8 protein-coding genes are annotated in these 17703 nt (G+C 46.2%); 2 read left to right on the top strand and 6 right to left on the bottom strand.

The window, feature by feature from the left end; all coding sequences use genetic code 11:
• Positions 1-48 precede the first annotated feature (48 nt).
• From PN462_RS19050 to PN462_RS19025, 6 genes are all read right to left on the bottom strand, one after another.
• Positions 49-5691 carry a PAS domain S-box protein gene (locus PN462_RS19050; protein ID WP_272130414.1) on the bottom strand — a complete coding sequence of 1881 codons (5643 nt, stop codon included), beginning with the start codon at positions 5689-5691 and terminating at the stop codon, positions 49-51.
• A 184-nt stretch (positions 5692-5875) separates the two neighbouring features.
• Positions 5876-10552, bottom strand: coding sequence for a CHAT domain-containing protein (locus PN462_RS19045; protein WP_272130413.1), 4677 nt, complete (start codon positions 10550-10552; stop codon positions 5876-5878).
• Between the two features lie 251 nt (positions 10553-10803).
• A complete protein-coding gene (locus PN462_RS19040; protein ID WP_272130412.1) occupies positions 10804-11643 on the bottom strand; it encodes a DNA-formamidopyrimidine glycosylase in 840 nt (279 codons plus the stop codon).
• Positions 11644-11669: 26 nt separating this feature from the next.
• Entirely contained in the window at positions 11670-11879 is a 210-nt protein-coding gene (locus PN462_RS19035) for a photosystem I reaction center subunit IV (protein ID WP_272130411.1), read from the bottom strand.
• A gap of 97 nt (positions 11880-11976) precedes the next feature.
• Complete coding sequence (locus PN462_RS19030; RefSeq protein WP_272130410.1) at positions 11977-12585, bottom strand: DUF6391 domain-containing protein; 609 nt, start codon at positions 12583-12585, stop codon at positions 11977-11979.
• 209 nt (positions 12586-12794) lie between these two features.
• Positions 12795-15176 (bottom strand): ATP-binding cassette domain-containing protein, encoded by a 2382-nt coding sequence (locus tag PN462_RS19025; RefSeq protein WP_272130409.1) that lies wholly within the window; start codon positions 15174-15176, stop codon positions 12795-12797.
• 453 nt (positions 15177-15629) lie between these two features.
• On the opposite strand from PN462_RS19025, the gene PN462_RS19020 reads away from it, so the two are divergent.
• Entirely contained in the window at positions 15630-17345 is a 1716-nt protein-coding gene (locus PN462_RS19020) for a protein kinase domain-containing protein (protein WP_272130408.1), read from the top strand.
• 75 nt (positions 17346-17420) lie between these two features.
• Positions 17421-17703, top strand: a 283-nt coding sequence (locus PN462_RS19015; protein WP_272130407.1) for a protein kinase, incomplete at its 3' end; no start/stop codon positions are given.

Here is a 17703-nt window from a genome sequence, read left to right as displayed (position 1 = left end):
TAGGGAACAGTAATCAATGATTAACTATCAACTATAAACCCTAAGCTATCAACTATCAACTATAAACTGTTCTAACGTTTCAGTTAAACAGATTAACTCCTGTTCTAAAGCCGGGAAACAACTCTGAATCAAAGCCCAATCTGCGGCTTTGGCGGCTTTTTCCATCTTAAACGCCACCTCCCGTAACGCTTGGCCACTGACATTATCTGCCGCCCCTTTCACCCCGTGGGCTTGACATTGGACTGCCGCCAAATCTTCCCTTTGAATCGCCTGTTGTATCATCTCTCTTTCCTTGGGAATATCCTCTAAAAAAAAGTGACAAATTTGCACCGCTAACGCTTGATCATTCCCACAGCGTTCTAATAAATCTTGGACATTAAAAATAACTGGGATTTCCGGTTCACGCTCTGAGGTATCCTGTTCATTAACCCTAGGCAAGTTGTTCTGGAGTAACCACTTTTTGAGCATTTGCTCTAAGGCTTGGGCATTGACGGGTTTGGCCAAATAGTCATTCATTCCCGCTTCCAGGCATTTTTCCCGATCGCCTTGCATAGCGTTGGCCGTCATAGCGATAATGGGGATAGATTGGTTGCGATCGCCGCCTTGCCCTTGACGAATACGCCGACTCGCCTCATACCCGTCCATTTCCGGCATCTGACAATCCATAAACACCATTGTATAGGGATTAGTAGGCGGGGCAGAGGTAAGAGACTGTAAGGCTTCAATCCCATTAAACGCCAACTCTACCTCTAAATCTAATTTTTTTAATAACCCCTTCAACACCATCTGATTCACTTGATTATCTTCCACCAACAACAGACGGGTATTGTCCGGCCAACGGGAGGCCCTCATCGGGGTATCTCCCTCTCTAGAGGGTAAGGTTTCCGTGTCCTCAGTTACAGACCATTGTAGGGTTTCCCCTTCTCTCACCTGGGTTAACGTCTCTATTAAATCATTGGGAGTCACAGGTTTATTACAGTAGCCACTCACCCCAAGCATTGCTAAAAAGGAGATATCTTCCTGGCGATTTAAATTCATTAACATTACGATAGGGATATCTTGCCAGCCATTACCCAGTCGTAAATATTGAGTCAATTCTAACCCGTCCATTTCCGGCATTTCTCGGTCTAATACCACCAGATCAAAAGGCGGTTTTTGTGTTTCCCTGTCGAATTGCTCAAAAGTCTCCTCACAGCGAGCTAAGGCCGTTTTCCCATCCCCGGCAGTGACCACCTCAGCCTCCCAATATTGCAGTTGTCGGGCCAAAACTTGCCGACTGGTGGCGTTATCATCGACCACTAAAATTTTGACCCCTCGTAGGGGTGCAATGCTTGCACCCGTAGCACTTGCCCCCGATGGCTCACTAGGTTCTAATTGGACAGTAAAATGAAAACAACTGCCTTGCCCCAATTCACTCTCAACGCTGATCTCTCCCCCCATTAACTCACAGAGTTTTTGGCTAATTGCCAACCCTAACCCCGTGCCACCATACTGGCGATCGCTGCTACTGTGGACTTGGGTAAACGACTCAAATAATAAATCCAGTTTATCCTGGGGAATACCAATACCCGTATCACACACCATCGCCGTCAGGAGTAACTTTTCCCCAGAGGGATGTAAATGGCATTCAACAACAATTTCCCCCTGATCGGTAAATTTAATGGCATTATTAATTAAATTGGTGAAGATTTGCCGTAAGCGTCCGGGGTCGCCTTTCACCCAAGATTGTTGCAGATCATGGCCATCTAAAATTAACTCTACGCCTTTATTTTGGGCTTGTAACGCCAGGGCTTGGACAATTTCTTGCAGGAGTTGAGGAAGATTAAACTCTAACAAGTCTAAGTCCAGTCGGCCTGCTTCGATTTTGGAGAAGTCGAGGATGTCGTTAATGAGCATCAGTAAGGACTCGGCACTCGCTTGGGCAATGTGGGCGTGCGATCGCTGTTCCGGATTTAACGCGCTATTCTGTAATAGATTCAACATCCCCAACACCCCATTCATGGGAGTGCGAATTTCGTGACTCATGGCCGCGAGAAATTCGCTTTTGGCTTGGGTTGCGGCTTCGGCCTCCTCTGTAGCTTGACGGAGGATAGCTTCGCTTTCGACGCGCTCTGTGATGTCTCTGGCCGCCGCATAAATGAACATTTCACTGGGGACAGACCGCCATTCAATCCAACGATAGGACCCATCTCGGCAACGATAGCGGTTAATGAAAGAGGGGTGGTTTTCTCCTGTTTTGATATACTCGAGGACTTCTTGGGTGCTGGCGACATCATCGGGATGCACATAGTCTAAAAATCTGGCCCCTTCTAACTCCGATAAGGAATAGCCCAAGGTTTTCTCCCATTGGGGGTTTAATTTCAGAAAATACCCGTCAGTGTTGGCAATACAGAGAAGGTCGAGGGAGGTGGTGAAAAAGCGATTCAATTCTTCAGTTTTCGCTTGGAGGACGGCTTCGGCTTCTTTACGGTCTGTAATATCCAACACGACCCCATACCAAGCAATGTCGCCATTTTCCCGTTGTTGGGGCTGAGAAGTCCCTTGTAGCCATTTAATTTTGCCGGAGGGGTTAATGATGCGCCATTCATGCCAGAAGGGTTGTAGGGTGTCTAAACTTTGTTGTACGGCGGCTTCGTAGGCGGCTCGATCTTCGGGATGGATACGGTCTAATAAAATAGTGGCATTGTCTAAGATAGCTGAAACAGGAATTTCATGGATGGTTTCAATGGCGCGACTCATATGTTCAAATGCAAATGACCCATCGACTCGTCGCACCAAGATATAAATATTGGCAGGGGAACTATTAGAAATGGCGTGAAAACGGGTTTCACTCTCTTGTAAGGCAATTTCGGCTTGTTTGCGGCCTGTGATATCTACGGCTGTGCCTACAAATTTTAGAGGGTTTCCGGCTTCATCGTGAATGATCTTCACTTGCACTAATAGCCAGCGAATCTCCCCATTGGGTCGAATAATGCGATATTCTCGTTGGACATTTTGGGGGGTAAATTGTTCGGTTAAGGACTGCTGTACAAGGGGTAGATCATCGGGGTGGATGGCTTCTAACCAAGCGTCGGGGTGTTGATAGAGACTTTCACAACTGCGGCCCCAGACTTCTTCGTAGGTGGGGCTAATGTAGAGAAATTCTCCGGTTGCGACGGAACGGACAAAGAAGACTTGGTCAATGGTGGTGATGATTTCTTGGAGGCGTTGTTGGCTTTCTTGGAGGGCAAGTCTGGCTTGTTGGCGATCGCTAATATCGGTAATTAAGGCATAATACCCGTTAACTTGTCCCTGAGTATCGAGATCGGGGACTAATACCCCGGAGACATAGCGAGTTTGTCCCCCAATATAGGGTAATTCGGTTTCGTAGGTGACAGTTTCTCCCGAGAGGGCTTGTTCAATGTACTGTCGCGCCCGTTCATAGGCTTCTTCGCCGATGACTTCTTTTACGGTACACCCTAAAATATCTTCTTTGCGACAGTTAAACCAGTCCTCGTAGGTTTTATTAACAAAGCGATAGCATTGGGAAGAGTCGGTATAGGAGATACATCCGGGGAGAGAGTCGGTAATTAATTGGAGTCGCGCTTCACTCTCTTGTAAGGCAATTTCGGTTTCTTTCCGTTGGGTGATGTCTAAGGAGACTCCTGTCACCAACCAGCAATTGTGTTTGTTATCCCGTCGAGAATGGTTGGTTTGGGATATCCAGCGGATTTGGCCGCTTTTGTCATAAAATCTATATTCGGAGGTGTTGGGACGTTCGTTGAAAATATTGGCGAAAATCTGCGGGGAAACCGCTTCCCAGTCGCCAGGATAAATGCGTTCTATCCAGAGGTCTTGGTTGGCCATTAATTCTTGGGCGGTATAACCGGAAATGGCTTCGCATCCTTCGGAGAGATGGACAATTTCCCAGCGGCCATCGGCAAAGACTTGCATTTGGACAATGGCGGCATTGACGTTGTTTAAGATGTCTTGGAGTTGGGTTTGGGAGTCTTGTAGGGCGAGTTCTAGGGTTTTGCGATCGCTGATATCCGTGACAGTCCCAAATAGTTTGCTCAACTGGCCTTGCTCATCATACACGGGATGGCCTTTGGCGTGAACATAGCGAATATTGCCTTTTTGGGTAATAATTTTAAAGTCTGCATCAAAGGCTTGCTGAGACTGGACGGCTTGCCTCACTTCTCGATCAAATTGGTCTGCATCGTCGGGATGAATGTATTGTATCGTCTGATCGGGTCGAGAAACCGGGTATTGGTCTTCTGCTTCGTAAATACGGTAGAGTTCTTTTGACCAAGTGACAGTTTCTGCTCGGACATCATACTCCCAACTCCCTACACTGGCAATATTTTGGGCTTCTTCGAGGGCGGCAGTTTTGGCGGCGACTTGTTGTTCTAGGTTTTGTTCGTAATGGTGGCGCAGTTGTTCTGCGTCTCGTAATGCGTCCACCATTTGTTTAAAGGCATTAGAGAGGGTGGCGATTTCTCGGATGGGACTTGCGTGTAAGGGGTGGTGGAGTTGGCCAGCAGCGACGAGTTGGCTGGTTTCGGTGAAGCGAGAAAGCGATCGCGCAATCCGTTTGGCCAACCAGAGACTACTCGCCCCAGCCCCAATTAACGCTAACACACACAAGCCCACAGTGCGCTGAACATTCGCTTCAATATTGCCCATAAATTCTGAGGCCGGAATCACCACCACAACCTGCCATTGAATGTCTTCACTGAGAGGAAAGGGGATACTCTGGGCAAAGTAGCGTTTCCCCTGCTGACGAAATTGAAAGGAGGTGGCCGCTTGGCGAAAAGATGGTTGGGAAAATAATTGTTGCACTGCCATCCGAGTGACAGGATTTTGGCTTTTTTGGGCGACTTTTACCCAATCTTCGGGGTTTAAGGTTTGGGGACGAGTGGAGGCGTTATACTCCTGAAACGGGGATTCTCCGGTGGATATTCCCCGTAATGCACCTTGGTTATCAATAATAAAGACTTGTCCGCTTTCACTAATCTTTAAATCAGCGAGAAAGTCTCCCAAGGAATTGAGAAAAACACCAGCCGCACCCACACCTTGGGTTTTCCCAGTTGCGTCTTGAAAGGGGTGAAAGTAAACCATCATCAGTAACGGTTGGTTTTGTCCTTTGCCGAGGGAAATGACGGGTAGCCAAATCCCGTCTGAGGCGTTTTTGGCGCGGCGATACCAAGGATTACTAGGGGGATCATTATGGGGATCATAGTTGGGTGAAGCGTCTTGAAACCTCAGTTGCTCTCCTTGCTCATTGAGGATGTAGGCGTTTAATTTTTGGGTGTTGCGGTTATATTGTCTGAAGACAAATCCGCTTTTGTGGGGCTGCTCCACTGCCAAAAAGCGTTTATCTTCTGTCGTCCGACCAATGACGCTGACTCTGGGGTAAATGCGGAGGAGGTCAACATAATAGTTTTTCAGTTGTTCGGGATTTTGCCAGTCTAATTCTTGTCGGCCAATGGCAGCTTGTTGCTGTTGGAGGAGATGAGGGGGTTTGGCTAAGTAGGTATCGAGATGATCGGTGACTCGTTCTCCGGTTTCCTCGATCAGTTGATTGGCTAAATCTTCGACAGCTTGTTCCCCGCTACGATAGGACAAATAGCCCACCAGTCCGACAATCGCCAAGACTTGTAGGGTGAAGGGAAGCGCGATCGCAAGATAAAGCGGTAGTTTCTTAGACAAAGGCACTGAGCAAAGAATGAGACACAACAACAACTGGGGGCTACCCTATTATTGCTCAATTTTTTAGCTCCAGCTACCTTGAATAGTAACCAGTAAACAGTAAACAGTTGTTACTCCCCATCTCCCCCAACTCCTCCATCTCTCCCAACTCCTCCATCTCCCCCATCTCCCATCTCCTGATCCCTTACCAAGGCGTACCAATAAGCGTAAACCCACTCCAAAAATAGGGATGACGTAATTGAATCTTGTCCACCCCAGCCACATCATCCGGTAAAGGAAATGTTTCCTCACCCATCACCAAAGAATTGCCTTCAATATAAGTCTCTCCTTGCAACATTTCTAACTGCGCTCTCCGGAGAGCTTCCGCTTTAATCGGGGCTTCTTTCAACTGACTGTAAAATGTCGTCATGAGTCCCATGGTCCCTGCATCATTGACTAACCATAAACTCCCCAAAGCAGACTTAACCCCTGCTAACACCGCTAACCCAGCAAACCCTAACTCGGCCTCTGCATCCCCTAATGCCGTTTGACAAGCACTTAATACCAACAATTCCACCGGAGGATTGTGTAATCCCAAATTGTGTACTTCATCCAGTCCTAATGTCCCATTCCCCAGATAGATGCGTGAATTGGCAGGAGTACCGGGTTCAAATTGACCATGGGTGGCGAGGTGCATCATCCGAAAACCACTTTCACTGCGGGCTTCTAGGATTTTATCCACTGTAAAATCAGCATTGAGATAGGATTCCCCATTCCATAAACGACTGGTCAACAATTGGATTTCCTGTCCTGCTCCAGGTAAAGGGGTTTGGTCTTCAAATTGTTCGGCCCCCATGGCCAGTAAACTAAAGTTACGGATATCTTCGTATTTCAGATTGGTTAAGGCCATACTGGGCATTAAACTCACGCTGTAGCGTTCCACTAAAAACTGTTTCCCGTTTGAGAGAGCAGCAACGGGGAGAGAACGCAGTTGGGTATCTAACAGGAAGGTTAAATGATTAATCTCTAAATCTTGGATTTGTTCTTCTAGGGGAGAAATAAGCCAATCGTAGAGTTGTTGGGAGGGTTGCAGAAATGCTCCTGGACGACGCACATTAACTGTACTATTGCGGAAGCGGTCGGCAACCTGGGTGACGAGATCACGGGTGAGAGGAGTGGATTTAACGATCGCATCCCCATCAGGAGGCACTAACATGAGATACAGGCGATCGTTCCCTTGGGGTTCAGCATTCGCCACTGGCCCCAACGCTGGCACAAAAATGACATACAAGAGCGCGGGTTTCACCCCGGTTTCTTCTAACACTTGACGCAAACTCGCTTGTGCGTCCGTCAGAAGAACCTCATCATCCTCACTCTCTCCTCCTGCATTGATGAGACTATTACTATCATCATCCTCATTCAGCAGTTCGCTGAAGTGCCCTCCCGACTGTTCCTCCTCAAGATTGTCTGTTCCCTCCTCTCCTGCAACATCCCCATTAAGCTCATTCAACCCAGTGTCCCTTTCTGCTTCTGCTAAGGACAATCCCTCGCTTTCCCCTTCTCTCAGTGATTCGTCCGTGAACAAAGGGGCAATTTCTTCCCCCTCGTGAGGAATGCCGATAGTCTCCTCTCCCCAAGAGGAATCACTCGTCACCGTCTCTGTGGTAACTATCCCTGTGGCAGTCTCCACCACTTCTAAATCTCCCCTCGCTAAATACTGCTCAAAAGTTTGAGTCAATTTTGCTTCAAACAGTTGAAAGGCCAATTCAGGATTGAGCAAAAGCTGAGAGAGAGACGTTTCATTCAGCAACGATACCGATAAAGGAGTAAGAGGGGTATAGAGAAAGGCCAACGTCTCTGCTGGGGAGGATGGCAACTCCTCGTTAGAGGAAACGGGAGGCGTATAGGTAAAATTGAACTCGATGGGAGTCAGTCCACTAGACTCCGCGAGAATCTGAAAATTACCGGAGGCACTCACCGCATTAAAGATATTCGCTGCAATTCCTGACCCATTGGTTAACACCGTTGTCCCATTACTAAACGTTCCCTCAATGCCAGAGGCCGAAAAATTCACATTAACTCCCACAAGGGGAACAATATTAAATCCCTTTTCAACCACCTTAACACTGACATCCAGAGCCGTCGGCAGACTACTGATGGTTTGGGTTTGTGGCCCAACAGAGATCATTTCACTCCCCTGCCATTCAAAGGCCCCAATATCCACTGTTCCATCAATAATACGCTGTCCAGGACTCCCTCGCTGATCTGTACTTAATCCCGTAGCTAGCGTATTATCGCCCGCATTGAGGGCAGGACTATCCCCTTGTAGGGCATGGGTTTGGGTGGGGCCACCATAGTTATCTAAAGGCAGAAGCCCCGGATCGAGGGGATTACCAGCCGATCCCACTAAGCTACCGTTGGTGAATACAGTCCCCCCACTACTATCAACCCCAATTAAATTATTCCCCTGATCGATCACAGGTGCATTGGTCAAATCATTCCAACCCACATCGGCATTAGTCCCCCCTGTGGTGTTTTGGGCGATAATACTATTTTGAATCTGCACTTTGGAATAATCGACAGATTGCCCATAATTGTAAATGCCTCCATAATTGGTTGTGGCGAAATTATTGGCGATCGTGCTACTACTAATATTCACCGTTGCAGGTGCAGTGGGAGTAGAAAAGTTAGCGATTCCCCCCCCCGATGCAGCACTATTCCCACTAATCGTGCTATTGGTAATATTGAGAACCGGACTTCCAGCCCCTGTTCCTGCATTCTGAATTCCGCCTCCATTGGCATTATTGACCACATTCCCAGAAACCGTACTATTGGTTAAATTAAATGTTCCCCGATTCAAAATCCCTCCTCCAGCGTAGAAGGAATTATTCCCCGCAGAATTCCCAGAAATGGTGGTATTAGTCACAGTAGCTGTGCCATCGGCATAATTGGCAATACCACCCCCTCCTCCGGCGGCATAATTGCCCGAAATGGTACTATTGCTAACCGTCAACTGTCCATCATTATTTAAAATTGCTCCCCCAAACTTGGCCGGAGTCCCCCCACCTGTAATCTTTCCCCCTTGCACAGTAATATCATCGAGAGTTAAATTCCCTGTCCCCGCAACATGAAATAACCGGAAATCATTAGTGCTAGTGGTATCTCGTTCAACCGTTGCCCCATTGCCCAAAATTTCCACTGCTCCTATAATCGACGGCAACCCATTTAAACCATCAGTGGCATCATTGGCAAAATTAGCATCATTTAGGGTATAAGTCCCACTCCCTAACACAATCGTATCCCCCGAACCGTTGGCAGTATTAATGGCTGCAATTAATCCGGCCACATCCCCCGTATCTACCGTAATATTGGCTAATTTCCCTTGCCAATTGGCCACCGTCTCCGTTAAAAACGGCATTCCTGCCTCAATAGTCCCCGTCTGATACTCTAACTGCCAATTCCCCCCAAAACCCCCACTCCCGGTAATATCCGTAGAAGCTGCAACATCAGCCCCCGTATAATTGGCCACGGTATTCATTAAACTTTGTCCCGTTTCCCCTAATGCCGTATAGCAACTATAGAGTAAGATATCCGCTTGGGGACTCAGGGATGGCCCCCATTGTTCTAATAAAGACTGATATTGCGTCACATTCTCCGCAGTAATTAATTGATTGCCTAAAATAAAATTCCCCTGATTCCCCTCGGCTACAATGGTTAAGGTATCAACGGCCTGATCACTAAAATTTAAGGCTTCTGTGATGGTCGCTAGGCCATTTTCATCCTTCAAAACAAGACGAGAAACTGTCCCTGCTTCCCCCCCATACAGCAACTCATACGGATTATCGACTCGTTCATCAATAAAGGTATAATCCAGAGGAGCAAGGAATTCTTCCGCAAAACGGAGAACTGTGGGACTATGTTCTGTTCCGTCTCCCGTCTGAATTAAGGTGGGATCGTCCGGTTGAATGGGGTTGACTGCGGCCAAGTGAACGGTTTCCCCTCGAATTTCCCCCGTAAAAACTAAATCTCCTGTTGCCACAAAATTGAGATTTTCTTGTTCTTGGGGTGACGCATTAGAAGCCGTTAATAATTCTGGAATATCTAAGGGAGTAAAGGGCAAAATGTCCCCATTATTATCTCTAGGCGGTTCAACATCTAAGCTCAATAAATTCCCCTCTTGTTTAATCCGAATTAAACGACTACCTGGGACTGCCGCTAAGGTAATTGTGCCATTAGGGGCGGCTATTGTGCCAGTATTGACGACCGTTCCTCCCATCAGGGTTAAATGCTGCCCAGACTCAACCGCTAAATCGCCCTGATTAAGAATTGCTGCGGGTTGGGAGAGATCAAACGCAAATTGAGAAGGAGTCCCAATTAAAGTTTCATAATGATTCGTTCCAAACGCATTAAACCAATGGTTATTACTAAACCCAATCCCGGTTGCTGTGGTCGCTATAAAATCCCCAGAAACATTCAGTTGCGCTTGATTCCCAAAAATAATCCCTGCGGGGTTCATTAGGTATAAATTAGACTGCCCCCCTGTCACTTGAATAATTCCATTAATGAGGGAGGGATTATTCCCTGTTACCCGTCCGAGAATGTTCTGAATTTGCGGATTTGAGAGAAAATTCGCAATTTGATTAGGGTCTAGATTAAACTGTGCAAAACTATGAAATAAATTCGCCTGGTCTCCTGATAAAGTCCCTCCAGTAATCTCAAACTCTTGCCCATTTTGCTGAATTACAGTTCCGGTATTATCATTAGCAGGTGTAATAGGTTGCGCCAGTACCTGAAAACGAGGGGTGAGACCCAGAACTAGGGCGAATAACGGAGAATAATAAAAATACTGTTTTTTTCTTTCTTCATCGTTTAAGTTAACCATAATTAACTCCGGATTATTTTTATTTATAGAAAGTTGGTAACACCCGTTTTCAAGTATTCAGTTTGACGAGACAATCCCGGTGTATGATCCTTAAAAATGGGCTTCCGTTCTTTTCCTCCCTTTTTCAGGGGGCTAGGTAGGAAAAGAACAAGGGGATCACCTAAATGCTTACTCCGTTTTTTAAGAAAATTATTTTCTAGATAATATTGCTATTGTAATTTAAAAGATCAGCAAATATAACAAATCTTTTTTTACTGATTACTGATCTGACACTGGGGACAAAAATGGGCCGATCGCCCGGCAATTTTCCGCCGTTGGATGGCCGTCCCACACACCCGGCAAGGTTGTCCTGTCCGGCCATAAACCGTGGCCGCATCCCCATAATTCCCCGGCACTCCCAATAAGTCGAGAAAATCACTAAACGTTGTTCCCCCCTTCCCAATAGCTTGCTCTAAAACCGCGATAATTGCCCCATGTAGCCGCTTAATCTCTGCGGAGGATAAATTCATCGCAATTTGATCGGGAGGCAACTGAGAGGCGAACAGAGCCTCATCTGCGTAAATATTTCCCAACCCGGCCACCACTGCCTGATCTAACAAAGCCGTTTTTAACACCCGTCGCGTTTTCCCCAATTTTGCCCCCAAATAGTCCACCGTAAACTCCTCACTCAAAGGTTCAACCCCTAACCCTTGTAACCCAGTAATAATAGCTTCAACGTCCTGCTCTGGTGGCACATACCACACTTTGCCAAAGGTGCGAATATCCACAAACCGTAATTCTCCTGTCTCTAAAAACAATCGGAGGCGGGTATGCTTCGAGAGGGGGTGTTCCGGTTCAACCCATGCTAACTGTCCTGTCATCCGCAAGTGTACCCCCAACCATCCCCCAGGAGATAACTGCGCTAATAAATACTTGCCTCGTCTGTGCCATGCAGCAATAGATTTTCCTGTTACTCCTGCTAGAAACGCAGACACAGAACCAGGGTAGGCCAGTGTGCGTTCGAGCAACACTTCCCCACCCTGGATAAGAGAATGCCGAGTTAATTGATTTAATCCTCGGCACACTGTTTCGACTTCTGGTAATTCCGGCACGTTTACCGATTTACTGAATCAGAGTCTTATTTTTTCTTGCTGGGAGCGGCCTCGACCACTTCGAGTTCATGCTCACCAAAGTTGTTGGTACTGACTCCGGAATAGTTGACTTTATCAAAGCGGACGATAACGGGATAGATGATGCCACTTTTATCTACAGTCGCAACTGTTCCGACATCCTGATACCAGTAGGACTCTTTACGCAGAATTCTCACTTTGTCTTTGCGGTTAACCATAAAACCCTTTCCTTGTTTGTATGATATCTAGATCAAAGCGTACTATCTTGAGGCGATTATAGACCCTCATTTGGTTTTAAGTTTTATTAAGACAAAACTACCCTTCGTGCCAAGAGACTTGGATAAAAGAAGCGGGTCGTCCCCAAAAATCTGTCGTGCGGCTGATTTTCTGGATGGCGACATTATAGGGGATAGCGGTGGTGATAAAGCGTTGGGTTAAGTTTCCCATATCTGGGGCTAGTTGATTGGCCATAAACCCGGCCAGTCCAATACCGAGGAGTTGTTCAAAGGGGGTCCGGGGGAGAAGGAAGGATGTCCCCAAGGCTAACCCGGTGGTGAGGAGGAGAGCAACTGACATATTAGTGCCGCAGCGGGGGTGGAGGGCTAAGTTCCATTCTCCATTTTGCAGACGTTGGAGGGCTTCTGGGACGGCTTTTTGGAGGTGCAGGGGGTTCACTTCTCCGTAGAGATAAAATCCTTGTTCGGTGGAGAGTCCCCCTAGTAAGTCGCTGTCGGTGGGACGGTTTTGGGTTTTGCTCATTTCATCGAGGATCCAGACGGTTGCGTGTTCTAACCCATGCACTTGACGCAGGAGTAGGAGTTCTTGCAGTCCGGGGAGAAAGGGAAGTTGTTGCAGCAAGTCGGTGTCTTGGGTGGGGGTGGGGGAAAAGAATGCTCCGAAGTCTGGGTTTGCTGTGTTGCTCATAGGTCTCTTGGCTTTTTTCCTAATTTAGCCTTTTCGTTGAGGGAGAGTCAGGAAATCTCAAATTTGTTTAACTTTCGGGATGGGGGATGGGTGACAAGGGGTGGCTTAAAAATACTCAACGAAAGTCTAAGAACTTTAACTGCGATCGCAGACTAAAATAAAAAATAATCTTCGTATTTTTTGTGTTTTTTGTGTCTTTGTGGTTCAGATTAAACATCTTTGCGCTTTTGGACCCACCAAGTTACGGCAAAATAAATGACAGAATGCAGGATTAAGATTGCCCAATTTAAGCTCAAGTTTTCCCAGGTGGGGTCATAGACGGGAGTGGGTTCAAAGGGTTGGGGGACGGTGCTGCCGTCGGGGAGGGTGGTGGGGTCCGGGACCATGCTGTTGACATCGACTAATGACCCATACCCCCCTACTGACCAACGACTGAGCATTAACCAGGAGAGATATTGACCGATGCCTTCCATTTTAAAGAGGACTCCGGAGAAGATGATTTGTGGGAGGAGGAGTAAGGGTAAGGCACTGTTGGCCTGGGAACTGTTTTTGACTAATGCGGAAATCATTAATCCTAGGTTAATACAGGCAAAGAGGGTGAGAAAGGTGGTGATGCTGAGTCCGAGGGGCCAGGAGATGAGGTTGGGGGTGGGGTTTTGGAAGCCGATTAAGATGGCGATCGCCATTAATATTGTCTGTGCTAGGGCCAGTCCTCCCAGGACTTTGATTTTTGACCCTAAATAGGCGAATAGTCGTAGGTTGACTAACCGTTCCCGTTGATAAATGGCGGCCTCTTTGACGATTTCTTGCAGGGAACTGGACAACCCCACCCATAGGGCCGCACAGGTGAACACAAAGAGGACTCGTAATGCTAAGGGGGCCAGGGTGGGGTCGTCTTCTGAGCCAACGATTAAGGGGGTTTTATCGCCTAATGCGAGGGTGATGAGGATAATGCCCACGGGTGCAGTGAGGAGGGCTAAACTGAGGTTTACGGGGTCTCTGAGGAGGAGTTTGAGGTAACGTTGGGTGAGGAGTAAGAGTTGTTGAAAGGGCGATCGCTTGATTTGTTGGGGGATGTTTCCGGTGATGGGTTGGCTTTCGTCGCTGAGATGGGTGTTAATGTAGCGATCGTAGTAGTCGGAGTTGAGATAGCGTTGGGATTCTTGCAGGACGTTTTCTTCGTTTTCGAGACGGTTGTAGATGTCGGGGAAGTCTCTGGTTTTAAAGAATTGCATTGCTTCTTGGGGTTGGCCGAAGTAGCAGAGACGACCACCGAGGCCCATAAATACGATGCGATCGCAGAGTCGAATATTACTGGTTGCGTGAGTCACGACAATAATAGTCCGTCCCAAATCGGCCAATTTCCGCAACAATTCCATCATCTTTTTATCCAATCCCGGATCAAGTCCCGATGTGGGTTCATCGAGGAAAAAGAGTTTCGGATCAGCTAATAATTCCACCCCAATACTCACCCGTTTTCGTTGTCCCCCACTTAAATCTTTCACTAAAGTATCCCGTTTATGGGACATTTCAATCTCTTTCAAGGTTTGAGTAATTACCGCATCTAAATCGGTATCGGGAGGGAGTCGCAATTGTGCTGCATAGTTTAAAACCTCCTCTACCTGTAAATTGCGGTGAATAATATCATCTTGGGGGACATAACCAATTTGCGTGCGATAAATATTAAAATTCTTGCGTAAATTTTCCCCATTTAAAAAGACATTTCCCCCTGTGGTTGGATCAACCCCCAATAAAGTTCGCATCAGGGTAGATTTTCCTGCACCACTTCCCCCTACTAATGCGACTAACTGACCGGGTTCAAAGGGTAAAGAAATATTATCTAAAATCCGGATTTTTTTCCCTTTTTTTCCTTTCACTTCTCGCACTAAATGATAAGCGTCTAAGCGAATTCGATTCCCTTTATCAACTAAAACTAACTGATCTCCTTGTAATAATAATAAAAACGGACCAATGCGCACTGTTGCCCCTGGAGAGAGGAGGGATAACCCATTGACCCGTTGACCATTGACAAAAACCCCATTGGTACTATAATCTTGTACAATATAATGTCCCGATTGGTTGGTATCAATTACCGCGTGACGACGGGACACTGTGGGAGCATCTAAAATAAAATCAGCATCAAGATCACGACCTAATAAAACTGAGCGATTTTGCAGGGAAATAGACTGTTGTAGCGGTTGAGTTGCGGGTTCACCTAAACTCGACCCATGATAGGTTAAACTAATTAAATTTTGGGGATTTTGTCCAATTTGTAACTCACATCCATCTCGTAAATAATACCCTTCTGTGGGAGTGATTCGGGTATGATTAATAAAGAGTCCATTTTTACTCGGTTGTTGTCCATTCCCATCAAAGATAAAATAGTCTTCTCCCTGTCGTTGTAAGACCGCATGACACCCAGACACCACAGTCCAATCCATCGGAACAACTAAATCTGCTTTTTGGGGATCACGGCCTAAAATATGTCGGTCTTGGGTGAGAGTTAGAGGAGATAATGTTTGTCCTTGGTTATTGAGGACAATTTGCGGGTTTCCTCCAAATTTAGTGCGTTGACGGGTAGCAGAAGTCATAATTAAATTGTCGCAAGTTAACTCAACTGAGTGGGAGGTTTGTTAAATAGGGAACGAGTTTCAGGTTTAGGGGATATTGTTTATTTTGTTTTAAAATAGCAGAACTTTAACGGTTTATCTCATCAATTTAGGTTTATTTTAGACAGTTTTCGACAGTGAAGGGAATTGGGACTTGGGAGGAGGGCTAAATTAGTTCATTTATACTATGCTAATATTTGTTAATTTTTGTGAAAATTTGCGTAAAAAGCCATTAATTTTTCTGAGTATTATAGGGGTTATTGGTTTTGGAAACTAAAAGTTAAAAAAATATAATATTTTGAGAAAATAACGCGATCGCAGCCCACTCTTTTCGCTTAAACTAAAAGAGAAGCGAGACTCCTCTTGGGAACTTAAAATAGGAGTAACTTCTGTCAATCCCCGCAAAACCTGCTCATCGTGTCCAGAGGAATGATCATGATGCCTCAAGTCTTAAAAAACCGTTACCACATCCTGCGTCCTTTAAGTAGTGGTGGATTTGGGAATACGTTTTTAGCTGAAGACAGTGATTTACCGTCCGGTCGTCGCTGCGTCATCAAGCAACTCAAACCCATTACCGATGATCCCCAAAGTTATCAGTTAGTCCAAGAGCGATTTCAGCGAGAAGCCGTTATTTTAGAAGATTTAGGTCAAGGCCACTCGCAAATCCCCGCACTCTATGCCTATTTTGAAGAAGAGGGCCTCTTTTATTTAGTAGAGGAATGGGTGGAAGGGGTCACATTAACGGAGTTTTTACAGCAACAGGGGACTGTAAGTGAAAGTTCCGTGCGAGAAGTGCTAACTGGCATTTTACCCGTGTTGGACTATATGCACAGCAAGCATATTATTCACCGGGATATTAAACCGGATAATATCATTGTTCGCCATAGCGATCATAAACCCGTTCTCATTGACTTAGGTGCAGTGAAAGAAGCAATGGGAACAATTATGACAGTATCGGGAAATAGTAACCATTCTATCGTCATTGGCACCCCTGGATTTATGCCCAGTGAACAGTCTGCAGGCCGTCCGGTTTATGGGAGTGATATCTATAGTTTGGGGATGACAATGATTTATCTCCTCACTCGTAAACCCCCCCAAGAATTACAAAGTGATCCCGCAACTGGGGAGATTACTTGGCGGCCTGATGCTCCTACGGTAAGTCCCACCTTAGCGAATATTCTAGACCAAGCCATTCAATCTCATCCCCGCGATCGCTTTTCCACCGCAAAAGAAATGCTCACTGCGTTACAACCCGGAGCATCCTCTCAACCCACCCAACCTCTCCCAGTCCCAGAAACCACGGTTTCTGGTCCCTCTACTCAATCCCCTACCGTAGTTGCGTCTAACCCCTCTCCTCCTCCTCCCAAACCCCCTTTACCCGACTGGCAAAAAGCCATTATTACCGGAAGTGTAGTCGGCATTTTTGTCTTAGGTGCAGTGGTGTTAGTCCGTCCTCTCATGGTGTCGTCTTCTGGAGAGTCTGACAACACCTCAACCACCACAGAAGCAACAAAGTCAACGGAGACAGACCCCGATTCCAGCAACAGTGCTAATAATACACAAAACCAGCAAACTGCATCTAACCCCAATCCTTCCACCCCCACCTCGGCCACCGCAGAAGCGACAGAATCAACGGAGAAAGACACCGATTCCAGCAACAGTCCTAATAATACACAAAACCAGCAAACTGCATCTAATCCCAATCCTTCCACACCCTCTGCATCTATCTCCCCTCAATCCTCTCAGACTTACACGAATAATAATGTGAACAGTAATAGGTCTGAAAGTAACAATACATTGACTTCAACCCCTTCTCCATCTCCTACTTCTGCTCTCCCTGCTCCCATTGGATGGATAAGAATTGGTGCTGTGAATAATACTTCAGTAGCTGTTGGCAACCGTTTATTTAACACTTCTCAACCCGTTACGATTACCCCTTCAGTTATCCCTCAAATTGGCCAAGAGGTACAAATTATTAATAATGTAAATTATAGAGAATTCTATCCTCAACCTCCACAATATGATTTAGCTTCCAAGAAAGGAGTTTTATTCAAAAGACAAAAAGTTATTATATTAGATATAGAAACCTTCATCGATTCCACAGTTTCTTCTACCTATACTGTAGTTTGGGCAAAAATTGGTTTACCTTAGATAGATCAGTGTGATTTAGCATACATAATAGAGACTCAAGACTGAACTTTAATGACTTTTCAAGAACAGAGAAAAATGACCTCAACCCTGTTAAACGATCGCTATCATATTATACGCTCTCTGGGACGTGGTGGCTTTGGCGAGACCTTTTTAGCAGAAGATACCCAAATGCCATCTCATCGTCGGTGTGTGGTCAAATTACTCAAACCTATCACCTCTGATCCTCAAGTGTATCAGTTAGTCTGCGATCGCTTCGCCAGAGAAGCCGCTATCCTAGAAGAATTAGGGGAACATCACCCCCAAATTCCCACCCTCTACGCCTATTTTGAAGCAGACGGACAATTTTATCTAGTCCAAG

Origin of the sequence: Spirulina sp. CS-785/01 (genome assembly GCF_028330525.1) — a bacterium.
GTDB lineage: Bacteria > Cyanobacteriota > Cyanobacteriia > Cyanobacteriales > Spirulinaceae > JAQMSD01.
This window is presented reverse-complemented; position numbering and strand designations above follow the sequence as displayed.